Genomic DNA, 21,090 nt, shown 5'->3' with positions numbered 1-21,090 from the left:
GTCCTTTCCTAGAACCTGTTGTTGTGGTGATTTCAGATTCTAGGACGAAGGCCGTTCTTCGTTAAACGAGCGCTAGGGTGTCACCCTTACACCAACATTTTCGACGCGATCGCTGGGACCCCGATGAGGTCCTGCCGTTGCGCTTGGTCCGACCGCCGCAGTAGGGGCAATAAACGGCCTTCATGGGCACCTCTTCCGAAAGGGTATTTAACGGTTCCGGAAAAGGTTATCTACCTGCGGTAACGATAGGCAACCGGACACACATTCTGTCCGAGCGGTTAAAAGCGGGCACGGAATTTATACGGCTGAAAAAGGGGCATCGACCTGCGCCGATGCCCCGAACGTGGACACACATTTTGTCCTATAAGCCTATTTGGCAATTTGTGCAAAACGTCTTTACTATCTAGTTAACTCAAAAATTAAATTTTAAACTCATGTCGGCCCCGGTACCAAAACAGTATAATTAAGGAGTTGTTTCGCGATATTCAGCATTGCACAAGCGTACAAATATTCAATTTAGTAATCAAGTTTGTACAACGTGAACCCATTAGCTGAACCCATACTCTCGATTTGCATTCTATCTGTAGAGAACTGTAATAAATCCCTACTGGAGACAACAAATCTCACTCCGAGCGTCATGAGATCGTCTACAGTCAAATCAACAGAAAACAAATCAGGCTGAGGCGAAGTGAAAGATGTCGAAGGGGCAAATACATTAGCAACAATATGAGCATAGCGATTATATGCGTATTCATCTTCATGTTTGGGGTCGATTAATTCCCAACGCTTTAAATCGGGGTACGCATTCGTAGAATTAATAACTGGCGCTCCATAGGAAGCGCAAAGGTTTGCAACAGTCCACGAGCCGTCAACGACCCATTTATCTGACAGCCCCTCTTCGTCTGTAAAACGATCAACAAGGGACGCTAAAGAGGTATCGATGACTGGCGCAGCACCGACTTGGATTGGATTTATGCAGAAACCAGGAATTACACCAAAACAAATAGCAAATAAGACAACTAAACTCGCATCTTTTCTATTAAACGAATAGGAACCAAACAAAATACAAGAAAGCACACACAATAGAACTAACATAACAATGTAAAGCTTCCTAGATACGAGAAACTCACCCGAAAGTAAGTTAATAATTTGAAATGCGAAACTGAGAGCAATCCCAATTACCAAGAAAATAGGAAGGTAATCTACACCAATACTATGCGCATGAAGCTCCCTGATCCTTTTAATTGAAATCAAAAAAAGGAGAAGTTCTAGGTAACCCATCGGAAATAATAGTCGAGTTGTAGGAACGTTGTACATCAGAGTCAACCGACTAATAATCGGCGGGAATCCGAAGAATGCAAAAATCAGAAAGAAAACCTGCAGCGCTAAAAGGGTTATTTGTTGTCCATCACGTTTTTTAATAAGACAAAGAGAAGATGCAATCGTTCCAAGAGGGAAAAAGCAAAGTATAGTTGCCATTTCACATTCATTTAAAACCACTGGTGCATCAAAAGAATAAAACAAAGGAAGTGCGTAAGAAAATAGCTCCGGAAGACCCCTTCCCCCTGTTTCAAAGCGTGCGCCAGGATAAACCGTATTAACAACGGAAGCCATGGCCTCAGAGGACTCAGAAAAAGCAAACAATACAAGACTTGCCGAAATTATCAAAGTAGCAATCAAAACTAACGTATCAACGATTGACCACAAGAGCATTTGCTGGCAATCATCCGAAATGAGCTTCTGATAGTAGTCGTAAACTTGAAAAATACCCATAGCAGCAAAAATAAAGAAAAAGGGAACCATCCAAGCTGGATACATAAGCACTATGTAACAACCGCACAACCATGCAATAGTCACAATCGAAATAAGCCTAGTTGCTCTTATTTGAGTAAACAAAGCCTTGTTTAATAGCAGAACAAGTGCCTGGCCATAAAGGATAACCTCACCAGTACCCCACCATTGAATCAACGGCGAAAAACAGAGTAGGCAGGAAAATAGCAAACTCAATGACTTTGATCTGATTAAGAGGAAAGCACAATCAAAGGAGACAAGTACCATCAGGCATAACTTAATTGACCAAGAATATGCTAGGCCTAATTCAAATCCAAATAGCAAATAACCCCATAAAGTAGGTCGAAATAGAGTAATAACACTCCAGCATGCAGCGCCATACACCATTCGAACATCGGTCGAATCTCCTCTTAAGATTTCCGATATTGGAGCATAATTATTATGAGACTGTGATAACTGAAATAAAGTTCCGACCGAAAACTCATCGCTTCGAAGGGATCTAGGTATTCCCCAAACAGGCGATCCACTATTTTCAGGGAGCATAAAACTCCACATGCCAAGGGATGAGCCACTAATCCTAAAAGCCACAGCCAGAAGCGCTACTGATATTCCGATTATCCATCTATACTTAAATAGAAAATCACCTTTGTACTCCACCAATTTGATAGCAGAAAGAAGGAAGATAACGGTCAATCCACCAATAAAGAGAATTGACATTCTGCCATTTGTTGCAAAATTAATTACATTATCAGATGCACTATAAAAGCAATTAACGTAATTAACGAACAATGCTAAATATATAAGTGAAAATGAGAGAGATAAGAAAAAAAAGGCACCCTGATACAGTGAACGGAAATTACGGGATGTGTTGCTTTCTTTATTATCTGGATAACGTTTTTTCATATTTGCGGTCATAAAATCCATTTCTTTATAATCCTGATCGTTTCCGTAGAGAATCATTCTCATTTTCAAGTATCGCAATACGTTGAGTTAAGTTCTTGCAAGCCGTAACGAGTCTGCTGATCGCAATACTGAGAGATAGAGAAATCATCAATAAAAGTACTACGGCGACGAGAAAAGCAAAATTCGAAGGGCTAATAAACCCGATACAGCCTGAAATTCGATAAATCAACTCCGGAAAGCAAACGCTAAATAGCGCCACCACGCACAGGCAGAGCCATAGTAACGAGTACTTTAAAAGTAGCTTTCCTTTGCCGACTAAAGAGACGACATAAAAGAAAAGGCCACTAAAAATTACGCCAGCGCCCACGCGAATTATCATACTCATTAGTGAGCCGCCTTTCTATAAACAAAACAGGCCATGGAAATTGCAAGCGAAACCTTAATCATATAATAAATTGAAGAAAGGCCAGAAATTGATGACACTCCGCCCTGCCTCTCGCGCATAAGTACAGGAACCTCAACCACTGAAAGACCAGTTTTTAATGCTGCGGCAATAGATTCAGGCTCAGGATAATCATCTGGATAGTCCCTACAGAACAGATCTATGGCTTTTTTGCCGCACGCGCGAAATCCAGAAGTAGGATCTTTAATCATCTTTCCGGTAAATAATCTCAACCAACCAGAAAGCCATCGGATACCTACTCTCCTTAAAAAAGTAGACTGAAAGCCTTCCGTGGGAACGGCAAATCTGGAACCAATGGATAAATCGGCACCATCAATAACCGGCTCGATTAGGTTCCCAATATAAGAAGGATCATGCTGCCCGTCACCATCAACCTGGACATCAATATCATAACCATGCCTGAGCGCATATTTATGACCGGCCTGAACAGCACCACCGATGCCCAAATTTTGCGGAAGGTCAAGGACATTAAATCCATGTTGACGGCAGATAGATAGAGTTTTATCGGTTGAGCCATCATTCACCACTACATAATCATAGCCAGCTTCAACAACCGATGAAACAGTCTGAACGATATTGGCTTGCTCATTATATGCAGGAATGATTACAAGCACTCTCAACATGTCATCCATTAAAACCCCAACGATCCACATCGGACCTATATTGAAAATAGAACCTGCTTAATTTTATCCAAACAAACCAATCTCGAGAAATGCTCACGATAATAATTGAAGCCATTAGATCCTAAAGCTTCAATAGCGTCTTTATTCATTGAAGCAATTTTAACCATGTTGTTAGCAAGTGCATTAACGTCTGAAGGATTGGAGACGAACCCGCATCTAGCAGAACGAACCGCATTGGCCCCTTCACCGCGCATTACGGCAAGTATTGGTTTCGAAGACGCCATGCAACTTGAAATTTTCGCCGGAATAGTAAGCTCTAACTCGGGATTGTCAGCAAATGGTGCAATCATTGCCGTTGCAATATCTGAATACATGGGCACGACCTCGGGATCCACGCGCCCCAAAAACAAAACAGAACTATCAAGCCCCTTGCTTAAAACGAGCTTCTGCAGTTCTGCCCTAGACATGCCATCGCCAAGAATTAACAGCTTCATCTCGATAGGGCTCTCTGAAATTGCACGCGAGAACGCTTCAATAACCGTATCAAGCCCTTGGGCGGGGGTTATAGAACCAGCAAATAGGAATACGCATTGATTTTTGAATTGCGATCTCAGTTCCGATGAGACAATCTTTTGCTCGTAACTTTCCTCGCAATGTTGAGGTATTACGTCTATCGAAACATCAGAATTCAAAGGCTTGACTCTATGAAGCAGGTTATCAGCCAAAGAGTCGCTCAAAGCAATCAGCTTATTGCAGGCCGCATACTGCTTGTCACAAAAAGATTTGGCAAAAGACCTCAGAAAACCGCTTTGGACATTCAAGACTGTGTAAAGGTTCTCGGGCCAAATATCCAAGACATAAGTTACTAGAGGACATTTATTTCGCCATGCAGCAACCCTTGCAGGAATTACCATCAAAATAGGACTTGTATTGTAGCAAAATACAACGTCATACTTTTTATTGAGCCTCAAAGCTCTAAAAGAAGCAGTAATTGGCCAGCTAATATAGTTCAGGAAAATGCGTATCGAAGTATTACCCTTACGACGGATTTCGCCAGACCGAAAAACGGACGCACCGAAATAATCGTCTCGACGGTGACCGAAATAACCATATCCATCAGACCATTCGCCTGAAGGATAATTAGGGATGCCACAGAGAACATCTACGCTTACTCCGTCTTCAACAAATCCCTTCACCAAGTCATTAATTCGAAAAGATTCCGGATAGAAATGCTGTGTAACAACAAGCATTTTCTTTCCAGCACATGAGCTAGTCATTAAATGCTCTTCCTCCACACCATCTTGTCAACGACGCCGGTGTAGCTCTGGATGATCTTGACCACCTTGGTTGACACGGTCTCGTCGGCGTAGTCGGGAACGGGCGCCTCGGGCAGCGAACCCTCCGCGTCGAGCTCGACGGCGGTGTGGACGGCCTGGAGCAGGCCGCGCTCGCTGATGCCGGCAAGCGTGAAGCAGGCCTTGTCCAGGGCCTCGGGGCGCTCGGTGGAGGTGCGGATGCACACCGCCGGGAACGGGCGGCCGACGCTCGCGAAGAAGCTGGACTCCTCGGGCAGGGTGCCGGAGTCCGACACCACGGCGAAGGCGTTCATCTGCAGGCAGTTGTAGTCGTGGAAGCCCATGGGCTCGTGCATGCGCACGCGCGGGTCCAGCTTAAAGCCGGTGGCCTCCAGGCGCTTGCGGGAGCGCGGGTGGCAGGAGTACAGGATCGGCATGTCGTATCTCTCGGCCAGCGCGTTGATGGCGGTGAACAGGCTCGTGAAGTTGGCCTCGGTGTCGATGTTCTCCTCGCGGTGGGCCGAGAGCAGCATATAGCGCTTGGGCTCCAGGCCGAGCTCGGAGAGGATGTCGGAGGCCTCGATCTTCTCAAGGTTGGCGCGCAGGACCTCGGCCATGGGCGAGCCCGTGACGTAGGTGCGCTCGGGGGCGCAGCCGGTGTCCTTCAGGTAGCGGCGTGCGTGCTCGGAGTAGGCCAGGTTGACGTCGGAGATCACGTCGACGATGCGGCGGTTGGTCTCCTCGGGCAGGCACTCGTCCTTGCAGCGGTTGCCCGCCTCCATGTGGAAGATGGGGATGTGCAGGCGCTTTGCCGCGATGGCGGACAGGCAGCTGTTTGTGTCGCCCAGGATCAGCAGTGCGTCGGGCTGGACCTGCACCATGAGCCTGTAGGAGGCGGCGATGATGTTGCCCACGGTCTCGCCCAGGTCCGCGCCCACGGCATCCAGGTAGACGTCGGGGTCGGCGAGCTCCAGGTCGCGGAAGAAGATGCCGTTGAGCGTGTAGTCGTAGTTCTGCCCGGTGTGCGCCAGCAGGCAGTCGAAGTGGCGGCGGCACTTCTTGATGACCTCGGACAGGCGGATGACCTCGGGGCGGGTCCCCACGATGATCAGCAGCTTCAGGCGGCCGTCGTTATTAAAACAAATATTGGAATTCATAGTTTTCCCTAAAAGCCGAGTCTAGTATTTAGCCAACAACAATGAGGCGGACAGCACGTCACCACATTCAACAAGTTTTGAATCGTCCCTATGCAAGGTCTCGGAGCATCCACCGACATCGTAACAAACGACCGGAACCCCACAAGCCTCAGCCTCAAGATTGACCGTAGGATAATTATCTTCGTATGTTGGATTGAATAGAACGGAGGCAGAACTATAAAGTGAGGCCAACTCTATCTGAGAGTCGGTTCGTGGAATACCAACCACCCCCGGAGGTAGTTGCCTCATCTGCTTAACACTCAGCCCAACCAACACAATAGAATACTCGGACTTGTCAAGCTTATCTGCAAGGGCAAAAAAGTCTGAAAGACCCTTACGCTTGGACCATGGAGAGGCAACCCCTAAAATAATTTTCCTCGAATCAAGGCCGTATTTCTCCTTAACGCTAAAAACCTCACTATTGGATCGTGGCTTAAAAACGTTGAGATCAATCGTATTGTGTACAACCTCAATCGGATACTTTGATAAATAGCTACAAGCGACCAGTCCAGCCAGCCATTTAGAAGGGGTAATGATAGTCATTCGATTGGAAGGAAGCGAAGTGAAAATCGAACGTTTGGCCTCGTAGCTCCATTTACATGATGCAGAATTAATAGTTGGAGGATATCCCATGAGTTGAGGGCACCTCTTGGCGCCACAGCCAGTTTTCCATTGATTGCAACAAGAATAGGTGAAATAAGGGCAATGGCCGGTAAAAGCCCAGCAGTCGTGCAAAGTCCATACAACACGACAATCAGATCTCATCAACCATTGAAACAGTTTATCAATATTCAAATAGTAACCATGGAGGTTGTGCAAGTGAACCACATCAGGACCGAACTCATCAAGACGATGAATCAACGCGTCGGTTTGCCTCGCCGAATGAAAGCCCACCTTACCGTCAAGGAGAGTAAGACCAACGTCAAGTATAAAATTAGCCGATGACCCAAAACAGTATTCACTGACACTGCTTGCTGGCCTTTTTCTGCCCCAGCAAGCAAGCGATTCGTACCCCTGATCAATAAGAGCATGATGCTCCTTCATCATAATGCGCCCAGTGGATCCATTTGGAACGCTATTAATATGAGCGTATCTGGTCAAAACCTCTAGACTTCCTCGTAGTAGGTGTCGGGGCTCTCGGGGTCGAAGGGCTCGTTGGCCCACATGACCGTCACGAGGTCCTCGGTGTCGGACAGGTTGGTGATGGAGTGCGTGTAGCCGGGGATCATCTCGACCACGCGCATGTCGCTCCCCTTGACGACGTACTCGTCGACGGGGAACGGGTTGCCCCCGGCGTCCTCCCCCACCTTCCTCAGCTTGATGGAGGCGGTGCCGGAGACCACCAGGAACCTCTCCCACTTGCTCATGTGCCAGTGGTTGCCCTTGGTGATCCCGGGCCTCGAGACGTTGATGGAGACCTGGCCTCGCTCCGGCGTGCGCAGGAACTCCGTGAACGAGCCGCGGTTGTCCACGTTGGGCTTCAGGCCGTAGGCGAAGTGCCCTGGCTCGTAGTAGGACAGGAACGTGCTCCAGAGCTTCTTGGAGAAGGAGCCCTCGGACAGGTCGGGCACCGAGAGCGTCTCGCGGCTGTCGCGGAAAGCGCCCAGCAGGTAGACGATCTCGCCCAGGGTCTTCACGTCGGTCCCGGGGACGTAGCAGAACCCGTCACCGTCGACGCGCTCGAGGCCCTCGTAGCCGCAGCGGTGCTCCTCCCCCAGCAGGGCGCCCAGCATCTCGTCCACGAGGTCGTCGATGTAGAGGAGCTCCAGCTCCACGCTGGGGTCGTTCACGGTGTAGGGGCGGCCGTTGGCGATGGCGTCGCAGAAGGTCGCCACGGCGGAGTTGTAGCGCGGGCGGCACCACTTGCCGTAGAGGTTGGGGAAGCGGTAGATGAGCACCGGCGCCCCCGTGCGCTCCGAGTACTCCCGGAACAGGCCCTCCCCCGCGAGCTTGGACTCGCCGTAGACCGAGCCCTCGAAGCGGCCCGACAGGCTCGCCTGCGCGGAGCTGGAGAGCATGACGGGGCATTTGTTCCCGTGGCGCTCGAGCGTGTCCAGCAGCGTGGAGGCGAACCCGAAGTTGCCCTCCATGAACTCCGCCTGGTCCTTTGGGCGGTTGACGCCGGCCAGGTTGAAGACGAAGTCCGCGCGGGAGCAGTAGTCCTCCAGCTCCCCGGGCGTGGAGTCGACGTCGTACTCCATGACCTCGAGGGGAAGGAGAGGCTGGTATTTGGCGAGGCGGTCCTTGCCGTCGCGGATGTTCTTCAGCGCGCAGCAGAGGTTCCTGCCCACGAAGCCCCTCGCGCCGGTGACGAGGACGCGCACCCTACTGCACCGCCTCGTGCTCGCGGCCCTCGAGCGCCAGCTGCACGTACTCGGCGGTCTTGATCTTGGCGATGGTGCCCTCCACGTCGAGCCTCTCGGTGTTGTGGGAGGTGTAGGACTCGTCGGCCTGGGTCTCCACCTCGCCGTCGACGACGAACTTGTCGTAGTTCAGGTCGCGCGAGTCGCAGGCGACGCGGTAGTAGCCGCCCATGTCCTCGGCGCGCAGGCGCTCCTCGCGGGTCATGAGGGTCTCGAAGAGCTTCTCGCCGTGGCGGGTGCCGATGACCTGGGTGCCCACGCGGCCGAATACCTCCTGGACGGCCTCGGCGAGGTCGCCGATGGTGGAGGCGGGGGCCTTCTGGATGAACAGGTCGCCGGGGTTGGCGTGCTCGAAGGCGAACTGCACCAGGTCCACGGCCTCGTCCAGGTTCATGAGGAAGCGGGTCATGTTGGGGTCGGTGACCGTGAGCGGCTCCCCTTTCCGGATGCGGTCGATGAACAGCGGGATGACGCTGCCGCGCGAGCACATGACGTTGCCGTAGCGGGTGCAGCAGATGGTGGTGCGGCCGGCGCCGTTGCGGGCGTTGGCGTAGATGATGGACTCCATCATGGCCTTGGACTTGCCCATGGCGTTGATGGGGTATGCGGCCTTGTCGGTGGACAGGCACACGACGCGGTCGACGCCCTCGTCGATGGCGGCATGGAGCACGTTGTCCGTGCCGATGACGTTGGTGCGGACTGCCTCCATGGGGAAGAACTCGCAGGAGGGCACCTGCTTGAGGGCGGCGGCGTGGAAGATGTAGTCCACGCCGTGCATGGCGTCGCGCACGCTCTGGGCGTTGCGGACGTCGCCGATGAAGAAGCGCACCTTGGAGGCTAGCTCCGGTGACCTCTCCTGCAGGCGGTGGCGCATGTCGTCCTGCTTCTTCTCGTCGCGCGAGAAGATGCGGATCTCGGCCAGGTCGGTGTTCATGAAGTGCTTGAGCACGGTGTTGCCGAACGATCCGGTGCCGCCCGTGATCATCAGGGTCTTGTTATAGAAAGTACTCACTATAAATCTCCCACAAAATGTACAGACAATTATCTGAATAAAAACCCATTGCCTCTGACTTTTCTTTTTTCAAAGTATAAAGACAGGTAATTCAAAAAAATACCTGGGATTCTCAGGTAGTAGCTGAGCGTCTTGAGCGGTCCCATTGCACTAAGGAATTGCTTATAACCAGGCAATAAATCTAAGCGCTTTTCAGTAACAATCGCAACTCTGAGCTGAAACAGCCATTGACTCCTTAGACAATCAAAACCAATAGCTGAACCATAAAACTCCGCATTTCTATCAATTATCGCTAAGTGCTCCATTGCTATATCGGAGTACAAAGAGCGACTATTGTAATTAGTATCATTACCGGCTGTTATCGTTCGATAAACAGACATGACTTCGGGCAAAACAAGTACATCGCCCAACCGCAACGCAGCCACGCACCAAGTAAAATCCCAAACCATCCTGTTAAAGCAAAATAAATCTGCAAAGCTGGCATCCTGTGACAGATTCAAGTCAGTAAAAACATTCTTGTATATGGTCACGACATTGCTATAAGTTTTGTTTTGAAGAAAATCAGACAGCCTAACGCGCTGCCTTTTATGCACCCAAGAAGGATATTTGGCAAGAATTTCCCCCTCAGGATCAATCTCACTGATTAGATGGCTTGCGCCAATAAGCGAGTCGTCCTTTTCCAGTTCTGAAATCAACTTCTCGATTTTAGAATCCGAAGTCCAGTAGTCATCCCCTTCAAGAAAACCGATATAACGACCAGTCGCTTCCTTAATTGCATTCCATGTGTTGCGCGAATTGCCTTGATTAATATCAGAAGCTATCAATTTGACGTTTTGATTATGCTGAGTGTACTCACGCGCAATTGCCACCGTGCCATCAGAAGAGCAATCATCCGCAACGATTACCTCATAATTATAGTGAGTTTTTTGGGAGAGTATGCTATCTAGGCCTTTGGCGAGGTAGCCCTCATGGTTATAAGTGCTGACTATGATAGATACATCGACGTTATTTTCGTGCAAATCCAAAGCTCCAACCGGTACTAATTCTTTATTTCCATTAGTTTAAACCTACGCAATCCAATCAATACGTAGAGCGGAACCTCGGAAGATGAATCCCACAAACACAAAAGAACTATCCATGAAAGCGAATGCGCTTTGGAACACATTTGGCTGCATCTTTTATCTCGGCTGTCAATGGCTAATTACCGTTCTCGTCGTAACACTTTCAAATGGTTACGGTAACTCGGGAGCATTGTCTCTTGCAATGAGTGTAGGGCTCATTTTTACAGCAATAGGTTCTTACAACATGAGAACTTATCAAGTCTCAGATACAAAGAATCGATACAGTGACTCAAGTTATATTGCGTTCCGTTTTTTGACTCTATTCTTGTCCCTTGGAATCTGCATCGTATATGGCTTTGTTGCGTATAAGGATGTTCAATTATTTGAAACATGCATTTGCTACCTAGTCTTCAAGTTCGATGAAACGTTCGTCGATGTAATATACGGAATTTATCAGAAGAACTTACGGATGGACTATATAGGTAAATCTCAAATTCTTAGAGGCTTTCTTTCCCTATCTTTGTTTTCAATTGGATTGAGCTTCACAAGCAATCTCAAAATGAGCATATTATTAATGTCATTCGGATGCATCCTGGTGACAATTCTTTTCGACAGAAAGCATCTTAAGCTTTTTTACCATGGCTTTCCAAAAATTGATATTGCCACTGCAAAGTCAATGATTATCACCTGCACGCCAGTAATGATCGCCTGCCTTTTAAACACGGCGATAGCGTCAGCCTCCAGACAGTTGTTTGGCGTAAACCAGGGCACAGAGCTATTGGGGATCTACTCCGCCCTCGCAACGCCAGCCGTACTCATACAAGCAGGAATCACCTACATTTACAGTCCTTGGATTTCCTCGTTATCGAGAGACCTTGCCAGCGATAAACGCCTATTCAAAAGAAATTTAAAGAAACTAGTTCTAGCGCTAATAGGGATGACTGTATTAGGAACATTGCTGCTTGCGCCACTAGGCACACACCTCTTACCGCTTGTGTATCCAAATATCAACAACTACATTTGGACATTTCCGTTCGTCCTTTTGGCCACATCGGCAACGGCTGTATTTGGCTTAATTCACAATTGCTTGATCATCAATCGATCTCTAATCACTCTTGTAGTTGTAAATGCTGGTGCATTAATTCTTGCGCTTGCCACGCAAACACCGCTTGCATCAGCCTGTGGTTTAAACGGATTAAATCTATCCCTGCTAATGTCGTATACGACAGCAAGCGTAGCCGGCTATCTTTACTTATTATACAAACTTAAATAATCAAGCCACCTCAACTGCTCAAGATAAAATCGCTCAAAACGATTCCCTTGATTATCAACTTTATCCGAACACCTCCCACATTCATCCGTACATGTGCGGATGAATGTGGGAACCCGATACCCTGAGGGCCGGATCGGCCGGCCCCGGGAGATCGGAGGACGGCATGTCCGGAAAGAAGAAGAGCGGCTCCGCAAGGGCGGTCCCGAGGGCCTACGGAAGGCTCACGAGGCACGAGCGGGACACGGTCCAGAGGATGCTGGAGCGCAGGGCGTCGTGCAGGGAGATCGCGAGGGAGCTGGGCAGGTCGCCCTCGACGGTGAGCGCCGAGGTGGCGTCGCACAGGTTCGTGACGGCGCCGAAGGCCAGGCGCGGCGAGCGCGTGGACGCCTCCGCCGACCTGTCGGCGGCCTGCCCGCGCCTGGCCGCGTGGCCGCGATGCTGCAACGGCTGCGGCCGGTACCGCGCGATCGGCTGCAAGCGCCGCCCCCACGTCTTCTACGAGGCCCGGGCCGCGCAGCTGTGCGCCGACTCGGTCCTCGTCTCGTCCAGGCGCGGGATAGACGCCGACGAGCCCGCCGCGGCGGCCAGGCTGGAGGCGATAAGGGACTGCCTGCGCCGGGGGCTGTCGCCCGAGCAGATGGCGGCGCGCAACGGCGGCCCGGTGGACCTGTCGCCGTCGACCATCTACCGCTGGGTCTCGGCGGGCTACGACGGCATGACCAACATGGAGCTCAGGCGCAAGGTCGGCTACAGGCCGAGGAAGCGCGCCGCGGGCCGGGCGGCGACCCGCCACTCCGCCCGCAGGTCGCATGCCGCGTTCCTCGCCCTCGGGGAGGACGCGTGCGCCGCGGCCTGGGAGATGGACACCGTCGAGGGGGCCCGGGAGGACTCCGCCTGCCTGCTCACGCTGCTGCACCGCCCCAGCAGGCTCCAGCTCGCGCTGCCGCTGGAGGAGAAGACCGCCGAGGACGGCCCGGACGCCCTGGAGGGCGTCCGGGCCATCCTCGGCGCCGACGGGACGCGCCGCGTGTTCCGCGCCGTCCTCACCGACAACGGCGCCGAGTTCTCCGACGAGGCGGCGGTCGCGGCGCTGCTCGGCGAGGGGCCGGGCGAGACGAGGCTGTTCTACTGCGACCCCGGGCGCAGCGACCAGAAGGGCGCCTGCGAGCGCAACCACGTCGAGATCAGGAAGCTGCTGCCCAAGGGCGCCGGAATCAGGTTCGACCGGCTCGCCCCGGCCGACCTGGCGCTGGCCATGTCGCACGTGAACTCCGAGCCCCGCGGCGCGCTCGGCTTCGCGACGCCCGCGCGCGCCTTCAGGGCGATGCTCGGGGAGGACGCGGCGGCGCTGCTGGACGCCTACGGCGTGGGGGACGTGCCGCTCGGCGACCTCGACCTGACGCCGGGGCTCATCGAGAGGGCGCGCGCAGAGAGGGGCGATGCCCCGCTGGCCTAGCCTAGGAGAAAAACGGAATAGACGGACCGACCGTCCGGCTGAGTCTGGGAAGAGGTGCCGGGCGGCGGGCGGGGCATGGCCACCGGACCCATCGAAACACATCTCCACCATTCCTTCAACTGGGAAAATGGCGCCCCCGGGGCCCGAGAGGGGCCGCGGGGACGTTCGGTTAACTGCGGGAGCGTGCCATCAGCTCAATGTGTTCGGTTGAGATCGGAAATCAACCGACATGTTACACAGGCATATATCATGCAAACGATAAGGGCGGCAGCGTTTGTCAAAACACGAAATGCCAAATATTCGCCCGTAGTGTTCTCATTTCTAACATCAGAGACTTGATATGTGTACATTCGGCACTGTGCTATTGGAGCAAAAATGGCATAAACAGAAACAGCTAATGAATAAATACCTGCAGAATCAAAGCCCTTGGAAAGTCTTACAATTAGGACATTTAAAGCCCATTGACACCCTAAATTTACAATAGACCCAAATGAGTTCCAAAACATATTCAGTTTTAGAGAGAGCCTAGAAGTGTTCAAAGAATCACCATTCTAATGCCACTAAAGCCTGAAGCACGACTTTCATTCCTCAGTTGTTTTACTTAAGTTAACCTCTTTCTCAAGAAGAGCGACTTCTTGAGAAAGATTCTTAATCGCGACACTACTTCGACTGACTGCAATGCTCAGAGAAAAGCAAATTGCCGTTAATATAATAATCGCAATTAAAAAAATAAATTTGAAGGTGTAATAAAACCAGCAAATTCAGAGGCATACGAGGCAATACATGGAAAAGCATCACAAATAAGCACAAGAATGCAAAGCAACAACCATAGTAAAGAATACTTTAAGAGCAGCTTGCCATCTTTTATCAGATTAAATAAATGAATAAGGAATATGACCATTAAAACAGCGATACAGGCCTTGAAAATTAAACCCATGACATCCTCATTTATTAGAGAAACTTGCAAACAATATAGCAAGAGATACTTTAATCATATAGTAGATAGACGATCCGGCACCGATTGAAGAAACCCCACCTTGACGCTCATGCATAATTACAGAGATTTCAGAGACATGAAGCCCTTGCTTTAAGGCAGAAACAATAGACTCAGGCTCAGGATAATCATCAGGATAATACTGACTGAACAGCTTAATAGCCTTATGGTCGCAAGCCCTGAAACCAGAGGTCGAATCGGTGATATTTACACCTGAAAAAAGCCTGATCCAGAAACAGAGCCATCTGATTCCAATCCGACGCATCAAGGTTGACTGAAACCCATCTGTCTGCACAAGAAACCTGGAACCAACAACAAGATTTGCTCCATTGTTAATTTGATCGACAAGATTTTTAATAAACCGAGGATCGTGCTGACCATCGCCGTCAACTTGAATATCAATATCATAGCCGTACCTAAGAGCGTACTTATGGCCTGCCTGAATTGCACCGCCAATCCCCAAATTCTGAGGTAGGTTTAAAACATTGACACCATTATTAACACATATTTCGAAGGTATCATCCGTTGAACCGTCATTGATAACGACGTAGTCATAGCCTGTGGCCTTAATAGATTTCACAGTATCAAGAATACAGTCCCTTTCATTAAAGGCGGGAATAATGACAAGGACCTTCGGTTCGTGACCATCACTCTTTAAACTTAAATCAAGCAAAGAAATTCCAAAATAGATACTACGAAATTAATCACTACTATGCTAAGTGATTAAACGGTTATCGAGTAAAAATCCTATGCAATCCTTGTAATTATCGAATATATATTCTGCCCATAATATGTACCCGGAACAGCCCATCGCCCGTTTAGATCTGTGATAAAAGGAGCGACGCCTCTCTGGACTAGATTAAAACGAGGATCCACACAAGCTCTATTCAACGATTCCGTAGTGGCATACGCCTTAAGATGTTGAACTTGGGCACGGACTCCAAGAGCAACCGAATCAAAAGACGCTCCGCCAACAGTAGGAGAAGTAGCGCCAAGACCAGAGAAATTACATTGTTCAGGTCTGACAGAACCGCCAAATTTTAACCAACCAGTCTCAAGCATTGACTGAGCAAAAACAACCTCAGCACGTACTCCTTCGGCAGATGCTTCTTCAACAATTATCCTACAGAAATCTTCGATTGATTTTGCACCCTTTGAAGAGTAAACATTACTCGGAAAAATGTTTCCAGTCGATTTAAAACAAGCTGCCATTTGTGCGGCGGTCACTTTAGAAGATCCCATGATAGCGTAATCTGCCTTGTCCCAGAACGGCGTGTCGGTGGAGCCGGGGGCCGCGGCGCCCTTCTCGACGAGCCTGATCTCGACCGCCTCCGCGTGCCTGCTGTAGCCCTGGGAGCCGGCCTTCTCGCCGTTCTTCGCCCAGCCCATCCAGCCGAAGCCCGACGCGTGCACGCGGTACCAGATGTCGTACCTCTGGGCCAGGTCGCCCGTCAGCCTGATCCTGAACGCCTCTACGCTCCTGGACTGCCCGGTCGTGCCGGAGACGCCGCCAGCCGCCACGTAGCCCTGCCAGCCGATGCCGGAGACGTGGGCGCTCGACTCGACGGTGCCGGACATCTTTGCGTTCTCGAGGCTGAGCTGCAGGGCCTCCATGGCCTTGCTCTGCCCCGTGGTGCCGGCGACGCCGCCCGTGTAGGACTGCCAGCCGATGCCGGAGACGTGGGCGCGGTAGGTGAGGCTCATGGGCTCGTCGGCCTTGTCCCTGAACGGCGTGTCGGTGGAGCCGGGGGCCGCGGCGCCCTTCTCGACGAGCCTGATCTCGACCGCCTCCGCGTGCCTGCTGTAGCCCTGGGAGCCGGCCTTCTCGCCGTTCTTCGCCCAGCCCATCCAGCCGAAGCCCGACGCGTGCACGCGGTACCAGATGTCGTACCTCTGGGCCAGGTCGCCCGTCAGCCTGATCCTGAACGCCTCTACGCTCCTGGACTGCCCGGTCGTGCCGGAGACGCCGCCAGCCGCCACGTAGCCCTGCCAGCCGATGCCGGAGACGTGGGCGCTCGACTCGACGGTGCCGGACATCTTTGCGTTCTCGAGGCTGAGCTGCAGGGCCTCCATGGCCTTGCTCTGCCCCGTGGTGCCGGCGACGCCGCCCGTGTAGGACTGCCAGCCGATGCCGGAGACGTGGGCGCGGTAGGTGAGGCTCATGGGCTCGTCGGCCTTGTCCCTGAACGGCGTGTCGGTGGAGCCGGGGGCCGCGGCGCCCTTGACTACAGCAACTATTTCTAGCGCCTGAGCACCGTTACCGTAACCAACTGAACCGGCACTCTCACCGTTTTTAGCCCATCCGAGCCAACCAAAATTTGCGGCATGGATTCGGTAGTAAATATCATATTTGGAGGCAGCATCCCCAGTTAATTTTATCTGAACAGCCTGAACAGCCTTGCTCTGGCCGGTAGTACCAGAGGTGGCACCGTTGGAGACCCATCCCTGCCAGGAACCGTCAACGTTGGAGCGATACTCCACTCCCCCGCTCGCAGCTACACCGTTAAGAGCAGAGATTTGGAAGGCCTCGAGGTTAAAAGATTTACCAGTAGTACCAGCAATTTTATTGTCATAAACGGTGCTTTCCCATCCAAGATTAGCCACATGGGCTTTAACGGCAACAGAGGCGACAGCTCGAGCATCAGCGTCTTTGCCGAGGTTATATTGCTGAGCAACACCAGTAGCATCGGCAATGCCGAGCTTAGTCCTAAAAGAATCGTTGGCAAGATTGGCGGCATCTGACGGATTGGTAACAAACGCATGCTCAACAATAATACCGGGAATACCATGCAGGCGAGCGTTGCGAATAACGCTGTAATAGTCCTTCATGCTGCCATCGGGATAAGAGGAATCGCTACCAGAACCCCAATCCCTTGTCTTGACCCCACGGTTACCGAGGCCTAAAGCAACGAGCTGAGCCTCGATCTTGGCACCAAGCTCCTGCCCATCAACATGGGTCGAGTAGTTAAAGGAACTGGAGTTGGGGACCCAGACCTCTGCACCATAGGCGCTTGCGGAAGCCGAATTAACATGGACGCTTACAAAGACATCGGCACCGACAGCCACAGCGCGATCGACACGCGTTTGAAGCCCGGGTTCTTCCCCGTTGGTAGTGAGATACGGAGTAACGCCAGTATAAGTAGATAGCTCGTCCTTAAAATGATTCGCAATACTCCAGTTAACGTCGCGTTCGACAACTCCGTTAGCGCACGCACCGGTATCACTTCCGCCATGGCCAGGATCAATTGCAACAATTAGATAATTCTCTCGGGTCTGATTAACAGCAGAACGAGAACTAGAGCTGTAGGTAGAAATAGCCGTGGAATCAGAGATGCTTTCACTAACGCCACTTTCGTCTGCCGCCGCGAGAGCATCTTCGACAGAGTCTTCAGCTACAAGCTGGCCATCATCATCGATATGTAGGGCAGAAACGCCATCATTATCCGCAGATTCAATTGCAGCTGCCGTATCTTTCCTCACGACTTCAAATGAATACGAATTCTCGGAAGCAGAGTCCTCAGAAAATGAAACACTGTAGGTCACATTGCCCGAAACGAAAAGCAGAGAATCGATCGTGTAAAAATCCGCATCGGAATCATTAGAGAAAGTACCGGAAAAACGAAGTGCACCGTCAGCGTAAGCAGACAGTGGCACCTCAACGGTAGTCGAATCAGTTTTGCGCAGAACGAGCTGGGCGTCCGAAATGTCATTGCTCAAATTAGCCAGACCGATAACCACATTCCACTCATTGCCAACAGAGACAAGAGAATCATCCATGTACACGTATTGAACGCTACCGATAGGAAACTGCTCGGAAGTCCGATCAGAATCTTGCTGGTCTGAGATATCTTGCTCATCAGGATTCTCAGCAGAGGAATCTCCCAGAGACTGTTTGTTCGCCTCAGATGAATCGGTACTCTCAGAATCTGAGCCATTTGCAGACGTTTCTACATCAACCGGCTGGGAAAATGTGTTCTCAGCATAAATACTGAGTGGGCTGATAAGGCTCTCAGCCAGCATGAAAGCCGATAAAGCAAAGGCCATGATGCGCTTAGATGACATCTGGAATCTCCTATCAAACGAATAGCATTGTTAATATTACAGGAGGACCCCTTGCGCAACAAATCGAATGGGGTCCCGTCAGCTAAAAAGTAGAAACGCGCGTTCGTTATCGAAGTATGCAAACCTGCTGATTAACTTCGCCCTTATTGGCATTGTTAAAACAAGCTCTAATGGTATTGCGAGGAGAAATCTGGTGCCAGATCTTATTGTCGCTCGAGCTATCTCCCCAAAAGATACCTATATGGCAATCGATGCCAGGGGCAGTCTTAAAGAAAATAATGTCTCCTTTGCGCGCAACGCCGCTCGCCAACATATCACGAACCGTATGGAACGTTTAAACATGAGCTCCAGAATCGATCGCATAGCCATACCAACGCCATGCATTGATGTAAGCGCCGCCACCAGGTCCGCCGTTCCACGGAGAATGGCTGTTGTTAACGGCAATCGGCGCCAAATTTCCGCCAGCCGATTGATAAACATGTGCAACAAATCCCGCGCAGTTCTGCCCAACATAGCCGTCCCAGCGACGAGACCCATTAGGATACATACAGGACTCAGGGCTAAAACCGCTCGGAAACGTCGCAAAGGGCGTGCCAAGATAGTAACCATCGTAGAGGTGGCGATTGGGCCAGCCAAGGATGTTCATTCTGGGAACGCCAAGAACGGTATCGAGAGAAGTCGCATCCATGAAAGCGTTAGATGTGGAACCGGAAGCAGAAGCGCCTTTGGGGAGCACGCTAACCTGAATAGCCTCGATACGTCGAGAAACGCCCTCGGTGCCCGACTTGGCGCCATTCTGGGCCCAACCAAGTCGTCCGATGCCCTCAACATGAGCGCGGTACCAAACATCGTAGTAAGAGGATGCTTTTCCTGAAAGTTTAATTATTACAGCTTCAACGCGGAGAGACTTTCCAACGGATCCGGAAATGTTTCCGCTAGAAACCCAAGACTGCCAGCCCTCACCTTGAACATGAGAGGAGATATCAAGATCGCCCGAAACCGGACCGTTCCATTGGAGCTTAAGCGCCTCGATGCGCAGGGAGCGGCCCGTTGTGCCGGCAATGGCACCGTTACCAACGGGATTCTGCCAACCAATGTTCTGAACATGAGCGGGAACCGAAATATCAGCTTTTTGCAGGTATGGAAGTTCTTCGGAAGTCGGAGCCGATTCGCTTTTTTAACGAGTTTGACCTGTACCGCTTCAGCCTGAACGCTCAGGCCTGATGTACCGGCCCCCTCTCCGTTCTTGGCCCATCCAAGCCAACCGTAACCAGCCGCATGAACACGGTAGTAAATGTCACAGGATTCTGCAGCAGGTCCCTCAAGCTTAAACGCAAGTGCCTCAATTGCACGCGATTGGCCGACCGTGCCCGCATACGACCCATCGCACCAATCCTGCCAACCAATACCCGAAACATGGGCTTTCGCAGAAACATTAGAGCCATCCGCAATACCAGAAAGCGAGATGTTAATGGCCTGAAGAGCACGACCTTTGCCAGTGGTTCCAGCAGTAGCGCCATTGGTCGCGTTTTCAAGCCAGCCTTCATTGGCAACATGTGCTTGGTAAACCAACAAAGGGTCACCAGGAGCATCCGCAAACGCATTATCAGTAGATCCCGGAGCAGAAGAACCCTTGGCAAGTTCTTTTATCTCGATAGCAGATAGAGAAGACGTGACATCGGAGCATCCAGCAGCATCACCATTACATGCCCATCCAGACCAACCACGTGATGAATCAAAAACGCGATACCAAAGATCATACTTTTGAGACAAAGCACCATCAAAAGCCATACGAATGGCTTTAATAGTCATTCCATCGTTTATTCCATGAACCGCAACGCCGTTGGAAGCCCAGCTCGACTGCCAGCCCGAATGCTGAAGATAAACCTGGTACTTTATAGAGCCCTCATTCTGTCGATTATCCAAATCCAGAGAGAACGAGCTGAGAGCACGACCTTTTTCGGAACCAAGAACAACCGAATTGCCTTCTGATGCTGGGCCATTGACTGAATTAATAAAGGAAACAGAGCCCTTGATCTCATCAACATTGCCCACAAATGATTTGTCGACAGAACCAGGAGCAGCGCCGCCCTTTTGGGTCAATACAAATTGGATGCCCTGAATGGAAACAGATGCGCCCGTTGAACCGGAAAGTCCACCATTAGTTGCCCAGCCCAGCCAACCGCCAAGCTTTGCCGAACAAACTCGATAGCAAATGTCATATGAATCAGCGAGCTGACCCGAAAGCCTCGCCTGAATACATTCGAGAGCCTTGCCCTGACCGGTGGTTCCAACAGCACCAGAGGCCCAATTTTGCCAACCGATGCCAGAAACATGTCCACAAAGTTCTACTCCACCGGTACGTCCACACCAACCAACCGAGGATGAGAGTGCCTCAATGGCGTTAGGTGACCCCACCATTCCGGCGGTTTGACCAGAGGGCACCGAACCCATCCAGCCAACGCCTGAGACGTGGGCAGAGTAGCTCAGAACAGGCGGCTCATCACTGTGATTCTTGAATGCATTGCCCGTTTGAGGAGCAGAGTCATCTTCCTTTGGAACAAGCAGAATCTGCAATGCCTCAACCTGCCGAGAATA

The 21,090-nt window shown here is 51.1% G+C and carries 14 protein-coding genes and 3 pseudogenes; 2 read left to right on the top strand and 15 right to left on the bottom strand.

What is annotated here, in order from left to right; genetic code table 11:
* Positions 1 to 516: 516 nt before the first annotated feature.
* Genes ACTQ48_RS01955 through ACTQ48_RS01915 form a run of 9 tightly spaced genes read right to left on the bottom strand, consistent with a single transcriptional unit; the run spans position 517 to position 10,665 of the window.
* Positions 517 to 2,751, bottom strand: coding sequence for a DUF7657 domain-containing protein (locus ACTQ48_RS01955; RefSeq protein ID WP_441570000.1), 2,235 nt, complete (start codon positions 2,749 to 2,751; stop codon positions 517 to 519).
* On the bottom strand, positions 2,720 to 3,073 hold the full coding sequence (locus ACTQ48_RS01950) for a DUF2304 domain-containing protein (RefSeq protein ID WP_441570003.1): 354 nt from the start codon (positions 3,071 to 3,073) through the stop codon (positions 2,720 to 2,722). Before ACTQ48_RS01950 ends, ACTQ48_RS01955 begins: the two co-directional genes overlap by 32 nt.
* 5 nt (positions 3,074 to 3,078) lie before the next feature.
* A complete protein-coding gene (locus ACTQ48_RS01945; protein ID WP_441569999.1) occupies positions 3,079 to 3,789 on the bottom strand; it encodes a glycosyltransferase family 2 protein in 711 nt (236 codons plus the stop codon).
* 26 nt (positions 3,790 to 3,815) lie between these two features.
* The gene (locus tag ACTQ48_RS01940) at positions 3,816 to 5,075 is read right to left on the bottom strand and encodes a glycosyltransferase family 4 protein (protein WP_441569998.1); all 1,260 of its coding nucleotides are present in this window, start codon (positions 5,073 to 5,075) and stop codon (positions 3,816 to 3,818) included.
* Positions 5,057 to 6,232, bottom strand: coding sequence for a non-hydrolyzing UDP-N-acetylglucosamine 2-epimerase (gene wecB / locus ACTQ48_RS01935; protein ID WP_441569997.1), 1,176 nt, complete (start codon positions 6,230 to 6,232; stop codon positions 5,057 to 5,059). Before wecB ends, ACTQ48_RS01940 begins: the two co-directional genes overlap by 19 nt.
* A 21-nt stretch (positions 6,233 to 6,253) precedes the next feature.
* Positions 6,254 to 7,318: a glycosyltransferase gene (locus ACTQ48_RS01930; protein WP_441569996.1), complete on the bottom strand. Its 1,065-nt coding sequence runs from the start codon at positions 7,316 to 7,318 to the stop codon at positions 6,254 to 6,256.
* A gap of 59 nt (positions 7,319 to 7,377) precedes the next feature.
* Positions 7,378 to 8,595, bottom strand: coding sequence for a polysaccharide biosynthesis C-terminal domain-containing protein (locus ACTQ48_RS01925; RefSeq protein WP_441569995.1), 1,218 nt, complete (start codon positions 8,593 to 8,595; stop codon positions 7,378 to 7,380).
* A gap of 1 nt (position 8,596) precedes the next feature.
* Positions 8,597 to 9,646 (bottom strand): polysaccharide biosynthesis protein, encoded by a 1,050-nt coding sequence (locus tag ACTQ48_RS01920; RefSeq protein ID WP_441569994.1) that lies wholly within the window; start codon positions 9,644 to 9,646, stop codon positions 8,597 to 8,599.
* A gap of 29 nt (positions 9,647 to 9,675) precedes the next feature.
* Entirely contained in the window at positions 9,676 to 10,665 is a 990-nt protein-coding gene (locus ACTQ48_RS01915; protein ID WP_441569993.1) for a glycosyltransferase family 2 protein, read from the bottom strand.
* A gap of 118 nt (positions 10,666 to 10,783) precedes the next feature.
* Between ACTQ48_RS01915 and ACTQ48_RS01910 the strand changes: the two genes are divergently transcribed.
* Entirely contained in the window at positions 10,784 to 11,980 is a 1,197-nt protein-coding gene (locus ACTQ48_RS01910) for a lipopolysaccharide biosynthesis protein (protein WP_441569992.1), read from the top strand.
* 163 nt (positions 11,981 to 12,143) lie between these two features.
* Positions 12,144 to 13,436 carry an IS30 family transposase gene (locus ACTQ48_RS01905; protein WP_441569991.1) on the top strand — a complete coding sequence of 431 codons (1,293 nt, stop codon included), beginning with the start codon at positions 12,144 to 12,146 and terminating at the stop codon, positions 13,434 to 13,436.
* A gap of 581 nt (positions 13,437 to 14,017) precedes the next feature.
* Here the strand turns inward: ACTQ48_RS01905 and ACTQ48_RS01900 are convergent.
* The 6 genes and pseudogenes from ACTQ48_RS01900 to ACTQ48_RS01875 all read right to left on the bottom strand — a co-directional run.
* Positions 14,018 to 14,373 (bottom strand): annotated as a pseudogene (locus ACTQ48_RS01900) (DUF2304 domain-containing protein).
* A gap of 7 nt (positions 14,374 to 14,380) precedes the next feature.
* A complete protein-coding gene (locus tag ACTQ48_RS01895) occupies positions 14,381 to 15,103 on the bottom strand; it encodes a glycosyltransferase family 2 protein (RefSeq protein ID WP_441569990.1) in 723 nt (240 codons plus the stop codon).
* Positions 15,104 to 15,177: 74 nt separating this feature from the next.
* Positions 15,178 to 18,492: an N-acetylmuramoyl-L-alanine amidase gene (locus ACTQ48_RS01890; RefSeq protein ID WP_441569989.1), complete on the bottom strand. Its 3,315-nt coding sequence runs from the start codon at positions 18,490 to 18,492 to the stop codon at positions 15,178 to 15,180.
* A gap of 334 nt (positions 18,493 to 18,826) precedes the next feature.
* Positions 18,827 to 19,180: a hypothetical protein gene (locus tag ACTQ48_RS01885; RefSeq protein WP_441569988.1), complete on the bottom strand. Its 354-nt coding sequence runs from the start codon at positions 19,178 to 19,180 to the stop codon at positions 18,827 to 18,829.
* A gap of 57 nt (positions 19,181 to 19,237) precedes the next feature.
* Positions 19,238 to 19,555, bottom strand: a pseudogene (locus ACTQ48_RS01880) (C39 family peptidase); the annotation flags it as partial.
* A 125-nt stretch (positions 19,556 to 19,680) separates the two neighbouring features.
* A pseudogene (locus tag ACTQ48_RS01875) lies at positions 19,681 to 21,069 on the bottom strand (hypothetical protein); the annotation flags it as partial.
* Between the last annotated feature and the right edge of the window lie 21 nt (positions 21,070 to 21,090).

The sequence above is a fragment of the Collinsella sp. Sow4_E3 genome (assembly GCF_052116285.1).
GTDB lineage: Bacteria > Actinomycetota > Coriobacteriia > Coriobacteriales > Coriobacteriaceae > Collinsella.
This window is presented reverse-complemented; position numbering and strand designations above follow the sequence as displayed.

What these genes read in the sequence shown, in the direction of transcription:
- ACTQ48_RS01955 (WP_441570000.1), bottom strand. Translation starts at nt 2,751, where the DNA reads ATGATTCTCTACGGAAACGATCAGGATTATAAAGAAATGGATTTTATG.
- ACTQ48_RS01950 (WP_441570003.1), bottom strand. Translation starts at nt 3,073, where the DNA reads ATGATAATTCGCGTGGGCGCTGGCGTAATTTTTAGTGGCCTTTTCTTT.
- ACTQ48_RS01945 (WP_441569999.1), bottom strand. Translation starts at nt 3,789, where the DNA reads ATGGATGACATGTTGAGAGTGCTTGTAATCATTCCTGCATATAATGAG.
- wecB (WP_441569997.1), bottom strand. Translation starts at nt 6,232, where the DNA reads ATGAATTCCAATATTTGTTTTAATAACGACGGCCGCCTGAAGCTGCTG.
- ACTQ48_RS01930 (WP_441569996.1), bottom strand. Translation starts at nt 7,318, where the DNA reads ATGATGAAGGAGCATCATGCTCTTATTGATCAGGGGTACGAATCGCTT.
- ACTQ48_RS01910 (WP_441569992.1), top strand. Translation starts at nt 10,784, where the DNA reads ATGAAAGCGAATGCGCTTTGGAACACATTTGGCTGCATCTTTTATCTC.
- ACTQ48_RS01905 (WP_441569991.1), top strand. Translation starts at nt 12,144, where the DNA reads ATGTCCGGAAAGAAGAAGAGCGGCTCCGCAAGGGCGGTCCCGAGGGCC.
- ACTQ48_RS01890 (WP_441569989.1), bottom strand. Translation starts at nt 18,492, where the DNA reads ATGTCATCTAAGCGCATCATGGCCTTTGCTTTATCGGCTTTCATGCTG.
- ACTQ48_RS01885 (WP_441569988.1), bottom strand. Translation starts at nt 19,180, where the DNA reads ATGGATGCGACTTCTCTCGATACCGTTCTTGGCGTTCCCAGAATGAAC.